Here is a 17,707-nt window from a genome sequence, read left to right on the forward strand (position 1 = left end):
ACAGTTCTCAAAATCAGTTTGAGTTTTTACTTTTACAAAAAAATCGTTAAGCTATGTGCTGTTGTTTTTGACTGAAGAAATTATGAAACAAGAGACTGCACTGAAGTTACTTAAAGCTGGGGAAAATGTTTTTTTAACAGGTTCCGCGGGTGCAGGAAAAACCTATACGCTAAATCAATATATTCACTATCTTAAAGCGCGAAAAGTCCCCGTTGCGATTACGGCTTCTACAGGGATCGCGGCTACGCATATGAATGGAATGACCATTCATACATGGGCAGGGATTGGAATTAAAGATCGTTTGAATGATGATGATCTGAAGCGTATGAAAGAGCGTAAATATTTAAAAGAGCATTTAGAAAATGCCCAAGTCTTGATTATTGATGAAATTTCAATGCTGCATGCCAAACAGCTTAATTTAGTCAATCAGGTGCTTAAATACTTTAAAGAAAGTGATGAAGCTTTTGGTGGAATTCAAGTCATTGTTGCAGGTGACTTTTTCCAGTTACCACCAGTAGGTAAGAAAGATGAAAGTAATCGAGATAAATTTTGCTTCATGTCTGAAGCGTGGGTTGAAGCAAAATTCCGAGTTTGCTATTTGACTGAGCAACACCGTCAGGATGATGAAATTTTAAATCAGATATTAAATGCGATTCGAGCACAGAGCATTCAGCAGAATCATATTTTTGCATTACAACAATCTCGTCAGCACGATATTGGCGAGACCTTCACTCGTTTATACACACATAATATGGATGTGGATAACATCAATTATCAGCATCTGAACGAAATTGAAAATGAAAGTCATCAATTTAATGCTGTTTTAGATGGTAATGAAAAATTAATCGAAACACTGAAGTCCTCGGTACGCGCACCTGAAGAATTGACCCTTAAAAAGCATGCCAAAGTGATGTTTGTCAAAAATAACTTTGATATGGGCTATATCAATGGCAGTTTAGGTGAAGTGATTGGTTTTGAGGAAGATGATAAAAAAGGGATTTTACCAAAAGTCAAATTGACAGATGGAACGACATTACTTGTTGAGCCAGAAACATGGTCAATTGAAAATGAAGCAGGCAAGGTGATTGCAAGTTATCAGCAAATTCCTTTACGTTTGGCATGGGCAATCACTATTCATAAAAGTCAGGGTATGACTTTAGAAGCAGCAGAAATTAATTTAACGCATACTTTTGAAAAAGGTCAGGGTTATGTGGCTTTGTCTCGATTAAAGTCACTGACTGGACTGAAATTGCTTGGGTTTAATGAACAAGCACTTGAGTTGGATAGTTTAGCAATTAAAGCAGACCGCCGTTTTCAGGAATTATCGACCGAAGCAGAAGTGAATTTTGAAAATATTGATCTAACCCCACAGCATAATGCCTTTATTCGTCATTGTGGTGGCACGCTGAATGCAACTGAAATTGCACGCAACGAGAAAAAACTTTCGAAAGGCGAAAAACAGAATTATGCAGCAGCGACTTTAGAGGAAACGCGTGCTTTATTTGAAGATGGATATGAAATTGAAGATATCGCGCATGAGCGAGGGCTAACGCCTGCAACGATTATTAACCATCTCGCGCGATTGCATAAAGAGCAAGGATTAGATATTTCCATTGCTAACCCAGGTGATGAAGTCGTTGAAGAAGTTCGTAAGATCTATAAACGGTTACACAAACGTAAAAATCCTGAGCATTTTACCGATGATGGTTCAATTAAGTTACGTCCAATTGTGGAAGCTACAAGTCCGCGTATGGCTTATGATCAAGTCCGTTTAGCGTTACTGTTTATCGAATAAGGGATTTAAATGCCTCATCTGATTGCAAATTATTCAGCAAATTTAGCTGATCTTGATCAGCAAAAACTTCTTAAGCTAGTCAATACAGTATTGGTTGAGACTGGATTATTTATTGCCCATGATATTAAGTCGCGCATTTTTAAAGATGAGGTGTTTTTGATTGGGTTGGAGGATCATCAAGAAGCTTATGTTCATCTAAAACTTTATATTTTGAGTGGACGAACCCAAGTTCAGAAGCAAGCAGCAGGTGAGGCATTACTCCGATTGTTAGAACAAAAAGATTATCTAAAAAATGAGGCTGAATATTCAATTCAATTATGTGTTGAAGTGATTGATATGCCAAAAGAGAATTATTTTAAGGCGACGATTCAAAATGATCATTAGAGAATGATGATTTAATTTCTCAATGCACAGATTATTTTGACCAATTTCGGGTATTTAATTTGAAGTTCTGCTCCATGAAGAAGCTGCCTATCCATAGAAAAGTGAGCACTATCATAGTGATTGTCTGGAAATAAGTCATAAACAGCATCACGAATAGGAGTTTCACTTTCATCATTATTATTCAAAAGGTAGGCTTCATCAGCACAATAGAGTAGTTCCTCTGCCCAACAATTACTAATATCGAAACTATATTTCCCATTAATAAAACTTTGTATATCACTTCTAATATCATCAAAAAATGTTTTACCTTTAAGAATTAGCCAACATCGGAAATAAATAAAACCATCATCAGATAGGTACGAGTCGAAATTATAAATATCATGATCTTTAGTGAAATCACATTCAAGAATCATGGATAACTCAGCAATTTCAGCCTTATAAAGTTGAGAGAGCTTCTCTTGTAATGTTTTTTCAAAGATGATGAGTTGTTCTTTATTTAGTTTAGACAGGTATAGGGTTAAATTTTTTAAATGTGTATCTATATCATATTCATTCCAAGGTAGATCTTTTTGGGTATTTGAAATGTCGATTGCAAGCCAAAATAGAAGATCATCAGGATTAGAATTAGGCTTATATTCAAATAAAGACATTATTTTTCTCGTTATATTTAAAGTTCTAAAATTTCAATGTCTACATATTGCTGAATTAAATTATCATCGAGCATATGAATATAATCTAAAAAAGCGACATTAAAGCTTCCAACGGTTTGGGCATGGTCATATGCCAGTTTGCCTGCAATAGCAAAATGAATATGTGCAGCAAGCGCCGCAATGGTTGAATTCGTTACTGCATGATAAGCGGCGGTTAATGCTCCTAGAGCGCATCCTGTTGCAGTAATTTTAGGCTGTAAATGGCAACCACCATTTACTTTGATTATCATATCCAATTGTTTGGAAATGATATAGTCAGATTCACCAGAAATCGCAACACATTCAGTATGTTGTAACAAGCTTTTTGCTTGAGCATAGACATCATGGCTATTTAATGTGCTATCAACGCCTTTAGATTGAACTTGACTGCCCGCTAAAGTGCTGATTTCAGAGGCATTGCCACGGATAATCGTAGGTTGAAACTTGAGTAATTGATCGACAGTTTCACTACGCCATTTCAGGATTGCTCCATAGCCAACAGGATCGAGTACCCATGGTCTTTGTTGCTGTTGCGCTGTTTCAGCAGAAATGAGCATCGCTTGAGTTTGTTCAGTCGTCGGTGTACCAATGTTGATGCTTAAAGCTGCACAAATGTTTGTAAAATCTGCTGCTTCAAATGGATTGTCGATCATTGCGGGCGATGCACCAGCTGCAAGTAAGATATTTGCGACGTAATTATTGGCGACACTATTGGTAATACATTGTACCAATGGGGCTTGTTGCTGAAGAGCTTGCCAAGCTTCAATCACTTGTTCAATGAGTTGTTGTTTTTGTGACATTCATCACCCCTTAAAAATTTACAAAAATAATAGTTTAACGCGTAAAGTAGTGGTCTTGATGCTTACATCGACGACAAATCAATGATACATAGTCTGTAGCATCATAATCGACTACAAGATCATTTGAACCGCAATACATGCAACGCTTTACTGCATAAAAATTTAAACGAGCTTCAATCTTGCGCCAAGATTTCCAGACAGGTCGAATAAAAACACCTTCGTCATAACCCAAGAATTTAAATAATAATACTTCGCTCATTTTACTAAATGGAATGGTGTATGGGCGAGGTAATGTCGTGGTTTCCCAACGTTCAGCCAAAGCGCGTTCACGATATTGTGCTAATGTCTTTTTGAGTAAGTTGGTATTAATAAATTTATCGTTTCTTGGCTGCAATGCGTTTTGCTTATAGAGATACTCTAACGCAGTTTGAATTAAGTAAAAAATTTGACCCACTGCGAGTCCTTCCATCAAGCGATAGCAAAAGGCCTGAAAGGAGCGATTGCCTGCAATTTGAATTCCCCAAGTTCTACAATAAAACTGCATGAACTGGACGATTTCTTGATAAAGAATCAAATACAAAGCATCTTTAACTTCATCTGTTGTTTTGAAGGGAATACCTAAACTTAGATTCTCATAAAACCAATGGCGCAATTGTTGGGTTACACTAAATAGACTCGGATCAGAATAACCATCAAGCCGAAGATTAAGATAAAAATGTTCTGTTTCTAGGCTCGAATCTTGTGATTTAAAGATGCCTAATTTGAGTAACTCTTGAACGAGTTGATTTTGAAATAAATAATTGGGGGTGAAATCATGATATTTAATGTTCTTCCAGTGGATGAATTCATCATGCTGTACATCTTCACGAGCATAACTGTCCAATAAACTTAGTAAAAATAATTTATGCATAAAGCTGAGTTGATTCAGGCTATAAATCACTTCATCTTTGACTTTGTATTTACGTTGTTCTTGTAAAATGGTTTGTTGAGTTTGTTTTTTGCGCTGAGCTGTGCATTGAGCACAATGGCAATTCAGCTTGCTGTCACTTTTAAATACACGATGTTGGCAATGACTACATTCATGAAATTGGAATTCTTGTGAGTATTGCTCAGCTTCAATCCAGAACATGGATGCTTGGCACAATGGACAATGGCTACTTTCATCTAACTGCTTTTGCAGAATCTGTAAATCCATTGACAATAAACCTATATAACCACGAAATGAAAGGATTATACATTGCTCGTGCTCGGAGTGAGAAAAAGATTATTTGCACTGAAAAAGTGGTTTTGTATTGAGATTTAATCCACTGAATTTTATATAAAATCTAAGCAGGTGGCTTATCCATTTTTTAAAATGTGGTAAACTTCTGCCCCAATTAAAAGATGTTATTAAGTTTGTTTTATAAGTAGAAAGAGATAAGGATGAATAATCAACATTGTTGAAATGCTCTATTTCATTAATTGCTTGTTTTACAAGTATTCTCTCAGAGGTAAGTACAATTGAAGGCTATTGGCGCAGTATTGATGATCGGACAGGCGAACAACTGACTATTATTGAAATCAAGAAAGCAGCGGATAACACTTATCGCGGAAAAATCGTTTATATCTATCCGAATGCGCAAGGGGCGATCGTAACACATTGTGTTAACTGCCCACCGCCATATACAGGAAAGCCACGTTTAGGTTTAGAAGTTTTAACTGGTTTGGTTGAAGACCCCCATAAAGCAAATAGTTTTATTAATGGACGCATCTTAGAGAGCAAAACTGGAAAAGTGTACAAAGGCAAAGCTCAGTTAAGTGCTGATGGTAAGCATTTAAATATGCGCGGTTATGTTGGAATTTCAGCTTTGGGTAGAAATACGGTTTGGATATGCACAGATAGTGCGAACCCGTAATCATTTCTTTTTTAATAGATGAATTGTTTAAAATTTATTGTGATTTTAAACAATTAAATATCCACTCGTCTTGTTGACTGTCTAAGAACATTGGAATAAAAATGTATATCAGATGGATCTATTTTGCACTTAGGGAGAGCATATTATGCAAAAACATTCACTCATGAAAGGAATCGTGGGAATTTCATTTGCCCTATTCGCAACTGCTAATTTCGCGATGACACCTGAAGGCTTTTGGAAAAGTATTGATGACCGTACGGGCGAACAGCTTTCAATCGTAGAAATTAAAAAGAAACCTGATAATACTTATACAGGAACAATTGTATATCGTTACCCTGTTCCAGGTGGTAGTGTATTAACCAATTGTGTGAAATGCCCTGAGCCTTTCAAAAACAAACCTATTTTAGGGCTTCAGATCGCATCAGGTTTGCGAGAAGACCCTAAAAATCCAAACCATTTTATAGACGGAAAAATACTCGAACCTAAAACGGGCAATTTTTATAAAGGCAAAGCTCAGTTAAGTGCTGATGGTAAACGTTTACGCATGCGCGGATATATGGGGATCTCTGCTTTAGGTCGTACCCAAGTTTGGATTAGGACTGACAGTGCCAATCCATAACCCTGTTGAACAAATAAATTTGGTTCAATATCTGGGTTTATATCTAAATGAATTCATGTCTAATCGTCTTTTAGTCATTTTATGAATTCATCTATGTGGATCAGTTTCAATGCTTTGATATTGAATCAGAAAGGTTTTTTATGCTATATCCTAAGAGGTCGAGCATAAAAAAGATTTTTCTTATTCAAAACGTTGAGGCTTCTATGTATAAAAATTCATTAAAGAAATGCCTAATCGGAATGGTATTGGCTATTACAAGTATTAGTAGTTATGCAAGTTCAATCGAGGGTTACTGGAAAAGTATAGATGATCGTACGGGTGAGCAGCTTTCAATTGTCGAAATTAGAAAAGGCACAGACGGTTATTATCATGGCAAAATTGTCTATCGTTACCCCAATGCACACGGTATTAAGCTAGCCAATTGTGTTAAATGCCCTGAACCATATACCAATCATCCAATCCTTGGCTTAGAAATCTTATCAAAGCTCAAAGATAATCCTGAAAATCCAGATGCGTATATTGATGGTAGAATAATAGAACCTACCAGTGGCCGGATCTACAAGGGCAAGGCACTTGTAACGAGTGATGGTAAGCGTTTACGGATGCGTGGCTATATGGGGATCTCGGCTTTAGGGCGGACTGTGGTTTGGCTAAGGACGGATCATGCCAATCCTTAAAAATCTTGTAATTTGATACAAATGTGAAGAATCTATTTTGTATTTAAAAAATATTATCGTTGATTACATGAATTATATCAGTTAGATAAGTTTTTTAAAGCAAAAGAACGCACCAGTAGAGTGAAAGTTCTAGTGAAGTGTGATAAGTTTCAATAATTAAACCTATAAAGATGAATGGGCTAGTTTTTAAAAGACGGGGTTAGTATGCTAAATCAAATGTTTATGAAAGGAATCATGGGAGTTTCTATTGCTTTTTTAAGCATGACTGCTTTTTCAGCTTCGATCGAAGGTTATTGGAAAAGTATTGAAGAACGTACAGGTGAGCAACTTTCGATTGTTGAAATCCGTAAAGGATCAGATGGTCGCTTTCATGGGAAAATTGTTTATCGTTATCCTAATGCTCGTGGTTTTTCCCTTGCGAACTGTACCAAGTGCCCAGCTCCAAATACCAATAAGCCAATTCTTGGCTTAGAAATTTTATCAGGTTTTAGAGAAGATCCAGATAAGCCAGATTCATATATTGAAGGTCGAGTATTAGAAGCAACAAGTGGTAGAGTTTATAAAGGTAAAGCGGTCGTAACGGGTGACGGTAAACGTTTACGTATGCGCGGTTATATGGGCGTTTCTGCCTTAGGTCGTACAGTCGTCTGGTTACGAACAGATAGTGCAAATCCTTAATTAGTGTAATAAAAAACCTCGAAAATATTTCGAGGTTTTTTATTAAATGTAAAAGTTAAACAGGGCATGGTAAGTTTTCGTCCTCCTGACCGATTTTTTTGGCGTTGATAAGTGCTTGGACTTTTTTACTTGGTAATTTTTCTTTTCCAAGTTCATCATAGGTATTCACGATATTCGTTACTTCTAAGCTGCTGAGTTCGATTCCTTCTGCTGTTAAAAAAACGGAAATGACATGATGATCCACACCTGCTTTTGCAAGATCATGGATCGCTTTAATATTTTCTAAACGATATAAGTGTGCTTTTAATTCCATCGTCTTAACCCTCGCTTGTTTGATTGTATTACCTACATTGGCATATAAACTTAAGCAATAACCGTGCACAAAATGTAAAGCGCATAAAAAAAATGTAATTCAAACCTTGGAATTTGGTTATTTTTGTAGCTTTTATTTAAAATTAGAAATAACTGTTATTATTCTTTCTAAACAAAATTCCATTTTAATCAATTAATTTGAAAATTACTGAACTAAACCCCAATAAAAATACTTGAAACTAAGATATGGGCTTAAAGACAGCTTTTGTAAGTTGGCGTATGATCGACTAATCAAGAAGTCTTGATAACAAGACCATCCGACATGATGAACGATAAGGAATACTGATGAATATTGCGGCACAGCCTCCTGTACAAGCAGATCAAACGATTTATTTAAAAGATTATCAAAAGCCATCATTCTTGGTTGAATCAATTAATTTAAATATTCAAGTTTATGATGATCATACGATTGTCGATTCTACACTGGTGATGAAGCGTCAGACTGCAGGTGAATTGGTTCTGTTAGGTCGTGATCTTGAATTAAAATCGGTTCAATTGAATGGGCAAACCCTTAGCGCTGAACAATATCACTTGGATACTGAACAATTGGTGATCACTAATGCACCAGATGAGGTCATTGTTCAAACTCAGGTGATTATCCATCCTGAATCCAATACGCAACTTGAAGGCTTATATAAAGCAGGTGATTTGTTCGTTACCCAAAATGAACCAGAAGGTTTCCGTAAAATCACCTTCTATCCAGATCGTCCAGATGTGCTTGCTGAGTTTACGACACGGGTAGAAGCAGATAAGAAATATCCTATATTGCTTGCAAATGGTAACTTGTTGGAAACGGGTGAAGCTGGGGAAGGTCGTCATTTTGCAATTTGGCAAGATCCAACCAAAAAGCCAAGCTATTTATTTGCCTGTGTGATTGGTGATTTGGCGGTACTGAAAGATCGTTATACCACATCAGAAGGTCGTGATGTTGCTCTTGAAATTTATGCAATCGATAAAGATATTCCAAAATGTCACATCGCAATGGAAGCATTAAAGCATTCGATGCGTTGGGACGAAGAACACTATGGTCGTCCGTATGATCTCGATAACTACATGATTGTCGCGGTCAGTCAGTTCAACATGGGTGCAATGGAAAATAAAGGTTTAAATATCTTTAATACATCTTGTGTACTTGCCGATGAGGAATACACCACTGATGCTGCGATTATGCGAGTTCAGTCAGTCATTGCACATGAATATTTCCATAATTGGACAGGCAACCGAATTACCTGTCGTGACTGGTTCCAGTTGTGTTTAAAAGAAGGCTTAACGGTTTTCCGGGATCAGTCTTTCTCTGAGGATTTACAATCAGCGGCCGTACAACGAATTGATGATGTAGCGGTATTGAAATCGCATCAATTCCCTGAAGATGCAGGACCATTATCACATCCACCTCGTCCAGACCATTTTGTTGAAATCAATAACTTCTATACCGCGACAGTGTATGAGAAGGGTGCTGAAATCAATCGCATGATGGCAACTTTATTGGGGAAAGAAAAATACCGTAAAGGCACAGATGAATATTTTCTGCGTCATGATGGGCAAGCAGTTACAGTTGAAGACTGGGTTGCGGCATTGAGTGCAGGTTCAGGTGTTGATCTCTCTAACTTCCTCACATGGTATAACCAACCGGGGACACCAAAGTTAGAAGCTCGAGGTGAATATGATGCTGCTGCACAGACTTACCGTTTAAGCTTCAAACAAAGCTTGAAAGCACATCCAAAATATCCAAACCTCAAGGCAGTGCCAATTCCTGTTGCTCTGGCATTATTTAATGCCAATACAGGTGAGCAGTATACCTTGCATAGCACTGATCTGTTTGTGAATGAGGTCAAAGATGGCGTGTACTTATTTGATCAAGATGAAGCAACAATTGAATTTACAGGGGTGACTGAGCAACCTGTTGCCTCGTTATTACGTAATTTTTCTGCCCCTGTGAATTTAGTCTTTGACTATTCCAATGATGATCTTGCCTTCTTGATTCAGCATGAAACCAATGGCTTTAACCAATGGCAAGCGACACAAACTTTATTGGAACGTATTCTTTTAGAAGACCATAAGGTGGATACCTATATTCAGGCAATTAAAAATACCTTGCCTGACTTAGTAAATAAAGATCCGTTATTGGCATCACGTTTATTTGATGTACCAAGTGAAAACTATTTAGGTAGTCGTATTGATCAAGACTATGAGCCTGAATTGATTCGAGAGAAGCGTGAAGCTGTGCTGGATCATTTAGCACGTGATTTAGGCTCATTCTGGAAAGACACCTATTTGGCCTTAGATCCAGACCAGCAAAAAGAGTTCTCTTTGGCAATGGGCGTGCGTTCATTGAAAAATATCACCTTGAATATGTTGGCGCGTCAAGGTGATGAATCTGTGTTCGATTTGGCTTATACCCAATATCAACAAACAGGCAATATGTCTGAACGTTTAGGGGCATTACGCGTTTTGGTCTGGAATGATGCGCCACAAGCGCAAGCTGCACTTGCAGATTTCTATAAGCGTTTTAAAGATGAAGCCTTGTCTTTAGATCAATGGTTTAGCATCCAAGCATCGAATCCATGTGCGACAGCGGAAACGATTGAGTATCTGACTAAGCACGCCGATTATGATTTGGGAACACCGAACCGTATCCGTGCAGTGAGTGGTGGACTAGCTGCAAATCCAGTCAATACGTGGAGCTTTGGTGTTGATCATTTCATTGAGCTTGCCGCTTATTTAGATGAGAAAAACCCAATTTTAGGTTCGCGTTTATTACAAGTACTGTCTCGTTGGTATACTTTAGCCGAACCACAACGTAGTCAGGTGCAACAGGCGCTTAAGGCGTTGCAGCCTAAAGTGAAATCGAAAAATGTATCTGAAACCTTGAGCAGTATGCTAAACATTGAATAACACATTGTTTTTGTCAGAAAGGATGCTGTCTCAGCATCCTTTTTTACATGTTCTGGATTATCATTAGTTCACAGAAAGGATACTCATATTGTGGTGATATATGGCTTTGCGTCGAAAAACACCAGCGGATCGGTTGTTTTATGCCATTTTAGGGTTGTCGTTGGCCCTTATTGCGGTCATCTATTGTGCGGTAAATCAGCCCAGTAGCCATTTACGCTTTGAAGTCAAAGAACGCCAAAAAATTTCGGTATTTGACGGGGAGCGATTGATATTACAGGATGTGGATTCAGTTGCGATTTCATCAGCAGGTGGGCAGAACCGAATACAGCTAAACGCAAATGACTTTACTGAAGACCCTCATTTTCTTGCAACCTATCCTGAAATGCGGCAATTTTTTATCAAGCAGAGCCAAGTTCATCGACTGATGAGCCAGCATCAGCAAATATTTTTGCATTCAGGCGATCATTCAAGCTCAACACCATATCCTGTCAATATTCAGCCTAAACGAACGCTTCGGGATTTACCTTTTGAGTTTTGGTTTCAGCTTGCCGTCAGTTCGATTGGATTTTTACTGGGCTGCTGGATTTGGGCATTGCGTCCCAATGAAATAGCCCCCCGTGTTTTTGCCTTACTCAATGCAGCCTATCCCGTATTTTCCTTTTCCGCAGCCATCTATAGCACCCGTGATCTGGCTTTAAATGCCGAATTATTTCGGGTACTGGTCGCAATCAATACGGGTGGTGCATTGCTATATGGCTGTGCATTAATCAGTCTATTCTTGGTGTACCCAAAGCAGTTGATCAGAACCCAATGGTTGTGGGCAATACCGATATTTTTCTCTGTTTGGTGGTTGCTTGATACCTTATTTCTTTTGCCTGAACCAAGCATGGGGGGAGACTTACCCGTTACCCTGCAAATGCTGAGCGCAATTTTATGTATGGTTTGGCAATGGCGGGCAAACCGACATGATCCACGGGCAAAAGTGGCATTGCGCTGGTTTGCCTTATGGATTCTGGTGAGTAGCGGCGCATTTGTATTTTTGGTGCAGAGTACCCAGCTACTTGATATTCAGCTTAATATGTCACAAGGCTATTCGTTCGGTTTCTTCCTGTTTGTGACTATTGGTATTGCGATTGGCTTAAAACGCTATCAGTTATTTAGTCTGGACCGTTGGGCATTCGGAATTCTGTACTGGCTGGCAGGAGCGATTTTACTGGTGTTGCTGGATGCCTTTCTGGTGATGATGTTAAGCCCACTTATGTCACTCAGTCTGGCCATCCTGATTTGTGGTCTGGTTTGGTTGCCTGTCCGTGGCTGGCTACAGGCACGCCTGTTACAACGCAAAAAGTTATCCGACAGCGAACTGTTTGAACGAATCTTGCAGGTCAGCTTTGCGGTGAATGAGCAGGAACGCCAGTTACAGTGGAAAGCCTTGTTGAATGACCTGTTTCAGCCTTTAAACATTGAGATAAGTGAACAGAGAAATCATAGCCAAATCGAAGACAATGGACTGGTGCTCTATATCCCACAGGTGGCAGGGCTGGCGGCGATGCGTCTCAGCTATCCGCAGCAAGGCCGCCGTTTGTTTAGTGAATATGACCAGCAACTGATCCAGAATCTATTACCGTTTTTAGCTCAGGCAGTAGAGAGTCGGGTTGCCTATGACAATGGTGTGCGTGAGGAAAGACACCGTATCGCCCGAGATTTGCACGATGATCTGGGGGCGAAACTATTATCGGGTCTCTACCAGAAAGATGTGGATCAAGCCAAGCAGGCCATTCGTCAGGCGATTGCCGAAATGCGTACCATCGTCAATGGTCTGTTAGGTACAGGGGTTGAGTTAAATGTGATTTTGCAGGAGTTTGAATATGAGGTTGCGACTCGCCTGCAAAGTTGTGGGATAGAACTAAATTGGCAACAAAACCTTGCAGACACACCCATTACCTTGAGTTATGCACAATACAGGCATTATATTTCTATGCTTCGGGAAATCATCAGTAATATAATGAAGCATGCCAATGCGCAAAAAGTGACGATTGACATTAGTTTGCTTGACTCACAACTGGTTTCAGTCATTTGTGATGATGGTGCTGGATTTGATGGTCAAACTAATCAGCTTGAGGGGAATGGACTTAAAAACCTGAGGGAACGTGCAACTGAACTTTCGGCAACCCTGCATTTTCAGAGGCTGCCAGAAACACAAGGTTCAAGGGTAGAGTTGATTTTTCCATTATCGTGACTGTGGCAAAAAGTAATGGATGTAAATATATAAGATGGGTGTAAATATGATTCAAACGGCATTGATTTTAGAAGATATACTGGAAGTCAATGCATGGATGAAACAGATGTTGCTTGAAACCTTTGCAGGCATTCGTATCCAGCAGGTTTATAGTGTAAAGGAAGCAAAGCAGGCATTATTGTCACAACATTATGATCTGGCCTTGATTGATCTTTCCTTGCCTGATGGAAAGGGAACAGAGGTGATTGACTGGCTGGCACAACATTCTGCCAATACCTTGAGTGTGGTGGTGACAATTTTTGAAGATGACCAATATCTGTTTGAGGCTATTTGTCATGGTGCAAAAGGGTACTTGCTGAAAGACCTTGAACCCACTCTATTTCAGCAGCATTTGAAAAACCTGATTGCTGGAATCCATGCCTTTTCCCCAAGCATGACGCAGAAACTGCTCAATTATGTCAAAACACATGAACAGCTCAATCAACAAAAGCAACAGGCCATACAGTCACTGACTTTAACAAATCGGGAAAAACAGGTGCTTGTCTATATTGCAAAAGGACATCAGGTCGCTGAAATCGCCTACGAATTAAAATTATCTGGCCATACCATAAATGGCTATATCAAGACAATTTATCAAAAACTGCATATTTCATCCCGTGCTGAAGCGGCACTGCTGGCACAGCAATATGGTTTACTTTGATACGTTTTGTTCTGCTAAGGCTTTCTTCTCTAACCATGTCACGACATCTTCATTTTTGACACGGTCATAATATCTTCAACTGAAATGCTTAAACCAATTGAGTTCAGTGTAATGTGATCTCCCAAATAGTAGAAATGAGATTGCCAGTTTTGACTACGACATACCACTTCAATCTCGGCAATACCCTGTTCAATCAGAATATATTCCTGTAGGGTCGGAATCTGTAGATACTTTTCACGTTTGATCACACGGTCAATCTGGCGCGTGGATTTAGACAATACCTCAACAATAATGGTCGGTGTTTGTGTAAAAACACTGTCATCTGCTAAATCTGAACAATCAACCAGTACATCAGGATAGAAATAACAGTCGTCAATTTTGACTTTCATATCTGACATCATAGAACTGCAAGATTTTCCTTTTAAATGCATATGAAAGGCTGAATATATTACTGACAATATGATTATGCGCCGCTTTTGCCCCAGCCATTGCATAGACTTCGCCATGAATATATTCATGTTTAATATCAGTTAGCAATTCGCCATCAAGATAATCCTGTTCACTGACTGAAAGTGGGTAGGCATGATGAGGTGATATGGCAATAACTCATAATGATATAAATACAGCCTATACCTTAGCGTGTATGAAGAAGTATCACAACTGATTGAATATTCACATTGTAAGCAAGTTTTTGAAGTCAAAATAGATTTTAGGCTATCCCCCCCTGAACTGGGGATACACAGAAAACCCTAAAAACGTTACTGTCATCACGAAAGGGATGAAATAACGAATGGGGTTCGTATGTTAAAAAAAAGTTTATTGAGTGCTTGTATTGCTGCCAGTGTGTTACTGACAGCATGTCATGATGACGATGATCAGCACAGTAATACATCACCAACACCGACCACAACCTACAGTAATTTAGCTGGAACAGCAGCTGTTGGGGCAGCGATTAAAAATGCCAGTGTCACAGCGAGTTGTAAAGATGGCACTGGGTTTAAAAATGAGGTTAAAACCAATGAACAGGGGGAATGGTCAGGGCAGGTGGATAGCACTAAACTACCTTGTGCATTGGAAGTGAAAGCATCAGATACCCAAACCTTGCATGGTTATGCTGCAAAAGCGGGTAATGTCAATATTACACCATTTACTGATCTTGCTCTGGCTTTGGCAAGCTCACAAACGCCAAGTGACTGGTTTAAAACCTATCAACCAATTTTAGAAACCACACTTAAAACCGCGGTAGATAATTTAACCAAGCAACTCAAAGCAGATGGTTATGTATTACCAGAAAACTTTGACCTATTAACAACTAAATTTGCAATTGGTGATTCATTTGATAAGGCTCTGGATGCTTTTGCGGCATCATTGGCTGCCAATCAAGCTACGATTAAAGACTATGCTGCCCTGATTGAGAAAGTAAAAGCAGGAGATGTGGCAGCAGTTCCTGATTTCGTTCCTGTAACTCCTGCCCCAGTAACAGAAACCTGTGCCAGCAAGAAACTACCTGTAGGCAAACTCAGTGATTTGATGAGCTATAGCGGTGATTACAGTGATAAAGGTACAGTGGTCTTGAATCTGAATGCAGCGACAGGAAAAGTTATTGCAAAAGGCACAACTGCAACCATTGCAGAAGTTTGCGGTGCAAACGTTCAGCAAAATGGTACAAATTATTATGTAATTACTGATAAGGGATATGTGACACTATTTAAAGACAATGCAGGTAAATATTCTGCAGAAAGTGCAGATTTTACAGGTTTTTATGGTGAAAAAGCCACAGCCTCTCCACAACTTTGCGAGTCAAATGGTGCGGATGATAAGCTTGGCTTTAAGAATGCCCCGAATGATTTCTGTAGCTTTAGTAAGGCAAGTTCAGTTGCAATTACATCACCTGATATTTATACATTTTTTAATGCTGATAAAAAAGAAAATGTAAAAATCACGGTTGAAAATTCAGTTGTGAAAAGTGTTGCTGTTGAAAATAATAGTTATGCTTGGGCATGTGGTGTGGGAACAAATCCTGCCTGTAATGGTGTAACCGTAAAAGATGGACAGATCAATTCAAAACCTGCAAAAAGCTTCTATTTTAATAATACTGTATTAAAAGCAGTCAGTGGGACAACGCAAGATCTAACAGTTAAAAATAATAGTTTGTTGATGTATTTAGATAACAGTCAGCAGACTACACCGACACCTGCTACAAGCTGTGCAAATAGTACCAATCAATGGGGTTGTATCACCATTACTGGATTAGCTGCGCCATTGATATTCGAACATAACTCAACTGTATGGGCGACACCAAGAGTTGGGCAGTTTAACGCATCTAATCAAACTGTAAATGTACAGTTCGCCCATAAAGCAAATCCACCACTAGAGGATGGTATAACGATTACCAAAGCTAATGCGACTGCTACTTATATCTCATTTGTACTAGGTTCAATGACTTGGTATCAATGTGGAACATATGCTTCGGAAACTTCGGTATGCCCTGGATTAAGTTTGGACACAGCAAACCGTACATTAACATTTAAAGATGTAAAACTTTCTCAACAAGCTGATCCAACGAAAATATTAACTGCCAATGGTATACTGAAATTTTAAAAATTTACTCTAATCTTAGCTGGGGCATCTATTGATGCTCTTTTTTATTTGACAATTAATATTGTCAAAAATAATATAAAAGCGATTTAAAAGAATGGATAGCTGAAATGGAAATAAAAACAATCACATTACCGACACGTAAAATCGAAGTTGAAGTGTATGCACCTGCACAAAGCTCTGAAAAAACGCCTGCTATTTTATTGCTGCATGAATTGTTTGGCATACTGGATGTGTATCGGGAAGATGCACAGGACTTGGCAAATCGTGGCTATCTGGTTTATGTACCCAATTTATTTAGTGGTGGTGCAGTCAAGTATTGTATTCGGGCAATGGTCAGTAAGGCTGGGCGAATCAATGCTGCCGATAGCGATATGAATAAAGAAATTCATGTGTTACTTGATGCGTTAAAAGCTGATCCACGCTCAAATGGTCGCTTGGGCATGCTGGGACAATGTTTAACGGGTGGTTATGTGATTCAAATGGCCAAGCGTGAGGACATGCTGGCACCTGTGGTTTATCATCATTCACTGGGAATTCAAGGTGCAGGCGTACCGAAAAAAGAATCTCTGGATGACATTCGCATTTTGCAGGGGCATTGGTCAAACGTTGATCCATTCTGTCCAACAACCAAGCGCAACAAACTGATTCAGCAACTGGGTGATCGGGTTGAAGCCTATACCTATAACATGCCACACGGATTCCGCAGTGTCAGTCGTGGTTTACCTGAAGCAAAGGTGGTTTGGCAACGTACAGTTGAATTTTTTGATCGTGAATTAAAACAAAATACGGTATAAATAATATGCTTAGGTAAATATCACGTATAAATATTGATTCTTATAGAAATAAAATGAGAGGGGAAAATGTCACATAAATACGAATATGCAGGTTTTTGGATACGCTTTCTTGCGTCTATTATTGATTCGATTATTCTGATTGTCGCTTTGATTCCGATCATGATGATTATCGCACCAAATGCTGCAAGTGGTTTTACAGGCTGGACATGGTCAGATTGGCTTGGCCAGATTATTGGTGCAGTTTTTTATATTGTATGCTGGGTAAAATTTGCAGGAACACCTGGAAAACGTTTATTACGTTTAAAGGTACTGGATGAAAAAACAGGCGAAAACCTCACGGTTGGGCAAGCTATTCTTCGTTATATTGGTTATTTTCCATCTACGCTGGTTTTCTTTCTCGGTTTTATCTGGATTGCATTCGATAGTAAAAAACAAGGCTGGCATGACAAAATCGCAAAAAGTGTAGTTGTACGTGAGTTGTAACTTTAGATTTTCAAGATGAACACAAAAAAGTCGTCATGGTTGACGGCTTTTTTGTTTCTATCCACATGAAAATAAATGAATTGAGA

General features: G+C 38.8%; 16 protein-coding genes and 1 pseudogene. 12 read left to right on the forward strand and 5 right to left on the reverse strand.

Going from position 1 to position 17,707, the window contains the following annotated elements; translation table 11 throughout:
- Window positions 1-82: 82 nt before the first annotated feature.
- Both CDG59_RS06425 and CDG59_RS06430 read left to right on the forward strand, forming a co-directional pair.
- Window positions 83-1,795, forward strand: a complete 1,713-nt coding sequence (locus CDG59_RS06425; RefSeq protein WP_087544402.1) for an AAA family ATPase — start codon at window positions 83-85, stop codon at window positions 1,793-1,795.
- Between the two features lie 9 nt (window positions 1,796-1,804).
- Window positions 1,805-2,179, forward strand: a complete 375-nt coding sequence (locus CDG59_RS06430; RefSeq protein ID WP_087544302.1) for a 5-carboxymethyl-2-hydroxymuconate Delta-isomerase — start codon at window positions 1,805-1,807, stop codon at window positions 2,177-2,179.
- Between the two features lie 11 nt (window positions 2,180-2,190).
- Here the strand turns inward: CDG59_RS06430 and CDG59_RS06435 are convergent, their stop codons facing one another.
- The 3 genes from CDG59_RS06435 to CDG59_RS06445 are packed head-to-tail and all read right to left on the reverse strand — an operon-like array spanning window position 2,191 to window position 4,863.
- Window positions 2,191-2,829 carry a DUF4240 domain-containing protein gene (locus CDG59_RS06435; protein ID WP_087544303.1) on the reverse strand — a complete coding sequence of 213 codons (639 nt, stop codon included), beginning with the start codon at window positions 2,827-2,829 and terminating at the stop codon, window positions 2,191-2,193.
- Between the two features lie 17 nt (window positions 2,830-2,846).
- Window positions 2,847-3,668: a hydroxyethylthiazole kinase gene (thiM, locus tag CDG59_RS06440; protein ID WP_087544305.1), complete on the reverse strand. Its 822-nt coding sequence runs from the start codon at window positions 3,666-3,668 to the stop codon at window positions 2,847-2,849.
- A 34-nt stretch (window positions 3,669-3,702) separates the two neighbouring features.
- On the reverse strand, window positions 3,703-4,863 hold the full coding sequence (locus CDG59_RS06445; protein ID WP_087544306.1) for a hypothetical protein: 1,161 nt from the start codon (window positions 4,861-4,863) through the stop codon (window positions 3,703-3,705).
- A 241-nt stretch (window positions 4,864-5,104) separates the two neighbouring features.
- Between CDG59_RS06445 and CDG59_RS06450 the strand changes: the two genes are divergently transcribed.
- From CDG59_RS06450 to CDG59_RS06465, 4 genes are all read left to right on the forward strand, one after another.
- The gene (locus CDG59_RS06450) at window positions 5,105-5,563 is read left to right on the forward strand and encodes a DUF2147 domain-containing protein (RefSeq protein WP_087544308.1); all 459 of its coding nucleotides are present in this window, start codon (window positions 5,105-5,107) and stop codon (window positions 5,561-5,563) included.
- Window positions 5,564-5,708: 145 nt separating this feature from the next.
- The gene (locus CDG59_RS06455; protein WP_087544310.1) at window positions 5,709-6,182 is read left to right on the forward strand and encodes a DUF2147 domain-containing protein; all 474 of its coding nucleotides are present in this window, start codon (window positions 5,709-5,711) and stop codon (window positions 6,180-6,182) included.
- Between the two features lie 239 nt (window positions 6,183-6,421).
- Window positions 6,422-6,859: a DUF2147 domain-containing protein gene (locus tag CDG59_RS06460; RefSeq protein ID WP_413772669.1), complete on the forward strand. Its 438-nt coding sequence runs from the start codon at window positions 6,422-6,424 to the stop codon at window positions 6,857-6,859.
- A gap of 204 nt (window positions 6,860-7,063) precedes the next feature.
- Complete coding sequence (locus tag CDG59_RS06465; protein ID WP_087536842.1) at window positions 7,064-7,537, forward strand: DUF2147 domain-containing protein; 474 nt, start codon at window positions 7,064-7,066, stop codon at window positions 7,535-7,537.
- A 55-nt stretch (window positions 7,538-7,592) separates the two neighbouring features.
- On the opposite strand, the gene CDG59_RS06470 is transcribed toward CDG59_RS06465, so the two are convergent.
- A complete protein-coding gene (locus tag CDG59_RS06470; protein WP_004661424.1) occupies window positions 7,593-7,850 on the reverse strand; it encodes a hypothetical protein in 258 nt (85 codons plus the stop codon).
- Between the two features lie 344 nt (window positions 7,851-8,194).
- Between CDG59_RS06470 and pepN the strand changes: the two genes are divergently transcribed.
- The 3 genes from pepN (at window position 8,195) to CDG59_RS06485 (ending at window position 13,743) form a co-directional block, all read left to right on the forward strand.
- Window positions 8,195-10,804: an aminopeptidase N gene (gene pepN / locus CDG59_RS06475; protein WP_087544312.1), complete on the forward strand. Its 2,610-nt coding sequence runs from the start codon at window positions 8,195-8,197 to the stop codon at window positions 10,802-10,804.
- A 100-nt stretch (window positions 10,805-10,904) separates the two neighbouring features.
- Entirely contained in the window at window positions 10,905-13,043 is a 2,139-nt protein-coding gene (locus CDG59_RS06480; RefSeq protein ID WP_087544314.1) for a two-component sensor histidine kinase, read from the forward strand.
- A gap of 46 nt (window positions 13,044-13,089) precedes the next feature.
- Window positions 13,090-13,743, forward strand: coding sequence for a DNA-binding response regulator (locus CDG59_RS06485; RefSeq protein ID WP_087544406.1), 654 nt, complete (start codon window positions 13,090-13,092; stop codon window positions 13,741-13,743).
- Here the strand turns inward: CDG59_RS06485 and CDG59_RS15705 are convergent.
- Window positions 13,735-14,340, reverse strand: a pseudogene (locus tag CDG59_RS15705) (Uma2 family endonuclease). The gene CDG59_RS06485 and the pseudogene CDG59_RS15705 overlap by 9 nt on opposite strands.
- A 204-nt stretch (window positions 14,341-14,544) precedes the next feature.
- Here CDG59_RS15705 and CDG59_RS06495 point away from each other — a divergent pair.
- From CDG59_RS06495 to CDG59_RS06505, 3 genes are all read left to right on the forward strand, one after another.
- Window positions 14,545-16,344 carry a hypothetical protein gene (locus tag CDG59_RS06495; RefSeq protein ID WP_087544316.1) on the forward strand — a complete coding sequence of 600 codons (1,800 nt, stop codon included), beginning with the start codon at window positions 14,545-14,547 and terminating at the stop codon, window positions 16,342-16,344.
- A gap of 107 nt (window positions 16,345-16,451) precedes the next feature.
- Window positions 16,452-17,138 carry a dienelactone hydrolase family protein gene (locus CDG59_RS06500; RefSeq protein WP_087544318.1) on the forward strand — a complete coding sequence of 229 codons (687 nt, stop codon included), beginning with the start codon at window positions 16,452-16,454 and terminating at the stop codon, window positions 17,136-17,138.
- A gap of 66 nt (window positions 17,139-17,204) precedes the next feature.
- Entirely contained in the window at window positions 17,205-17,621 is a 417-nt protein-coding gene (locus CDG59_RS06505) for an RDD family protein (protein WP_087544321.1), read from the forward strand.
- Window positions 17,622-17,707: the final 86 nt, after the last annotated feature.

The organism is Acinetobacter sp. WCHA29, assembly GCF_002165335.1.
Taxonomy (GTDB): Bacteria; Pseudomonadota; Gammaproteobacteria; order Pseudomonadales; family Moraxellaceae; genus Acinetobacter.

Excerpts from the sequence above, each read along its gene's own strand:
- CDG59_RS06425 (WP_087544402.1), top strand. The coding sequence starts at position 83 with ATGAAACAAGAGACTGCACTGAAGTTACTTAAAGCTGGGGAAAATGTT.
- CDG59_RS06430 (WP_087544302.1), top strand. The coding sequence starts at position 1,805 with ATGCCTCATCTGATTGCAAATTATTCAGCAAATTTAGCTGATCTTGAT.
- CDG59_RS06435 (WP_087544303.1), bottom strand. The coding sequence starts at position 2,829 with ATGTCTTTATTTGAATATAAGCCTAATTCTAATCCTGATGATCTTCTA.
- thiM (WP_087544305.1), bottom strand. The coding sequence starts at position 3,668 with ATGTCACAAAAACAACAACTCATTGAACAAGTGATTGAAGCTTGGCAA.
- CDG59_RS06445 (WP_087544306.1), bottom strand. The coding sequence starts at position 4,863 with ATGGATTTACAGATTCTGCAAAAGCAGTTAGATGAAAGTAGCCATTGT.
- CDG59_RS06455 (WP_087544310.1), top strand. The coding sequence starts at position 5,709 with ATGCAAAAACATTCACTCATGAAAGGAATCGTGGGAATTTCATTTGCC.
- CDG59_RS06460 (WP_413772669.1), top strand. The coding sequence starts at position 6,422 with ATGGTATTGGCTATTACAAGTATTAGTAGTTATGCAAGTTCAATCGAG.
- CDG59_RS06465 (WP_087536842.1), top strand. The coding sequence starts at position 7,064 with ATGCTAAATCAAATGTTTATGAAAGGAATCATGGGAGTTTCTATTGCT.
- CDG59_RS06470 (WP_004661424.1), bottom strand. The coding sequence starts at position 7,850 with ATGGAATTAAAAGCACACTTATATCGTTTAGAAAATATTAAAGCGATC.
- pepN (WP_087544312.1), top strand. The coding sequence starts at position 8,195 with ATGAATATTGCGGCACAGCCTCCTGTACAAGCAGATCAAACGATTTAT.
- CDG59_RS06480 (WP_087544314.1), top strand. The coding sequence starts at position 10,905 with ATGGCTTTGCGTCGAAAAACACCAGCGGATCGGTTGTTTTATGCCATT.
- CDG59_RS06485 (WP_087544406.1), top strand. The coding sequence starts at position 13,090 with ATGATTCAAACGGCATTGATTTTAGAAGATATACTGGAAGTCAATGCA.
- CDG59_RS06495 (WP_087544316.1), top strand. The coding sequence starts at position 14,545 with ATGTTAAAAAAAAGTTTATTGAGTGCTTGTATTGCTGCCAGTGTGTTA.
- CDG59_RS06500 (WP_087544318.1), top strand. The coding sequence starts at position 16,452 with ATGGAAATAAAAACAATCACATTACCGACACGTAAAATCGAAGTTGAA.
- CDG59_RS06505 (WP_087544321.1), top strand. The coding sequence starts at position 17,205 with ATGTCACATAAATACGAATATGCAGGTTTTTGGATACGCTTTCTTGCG.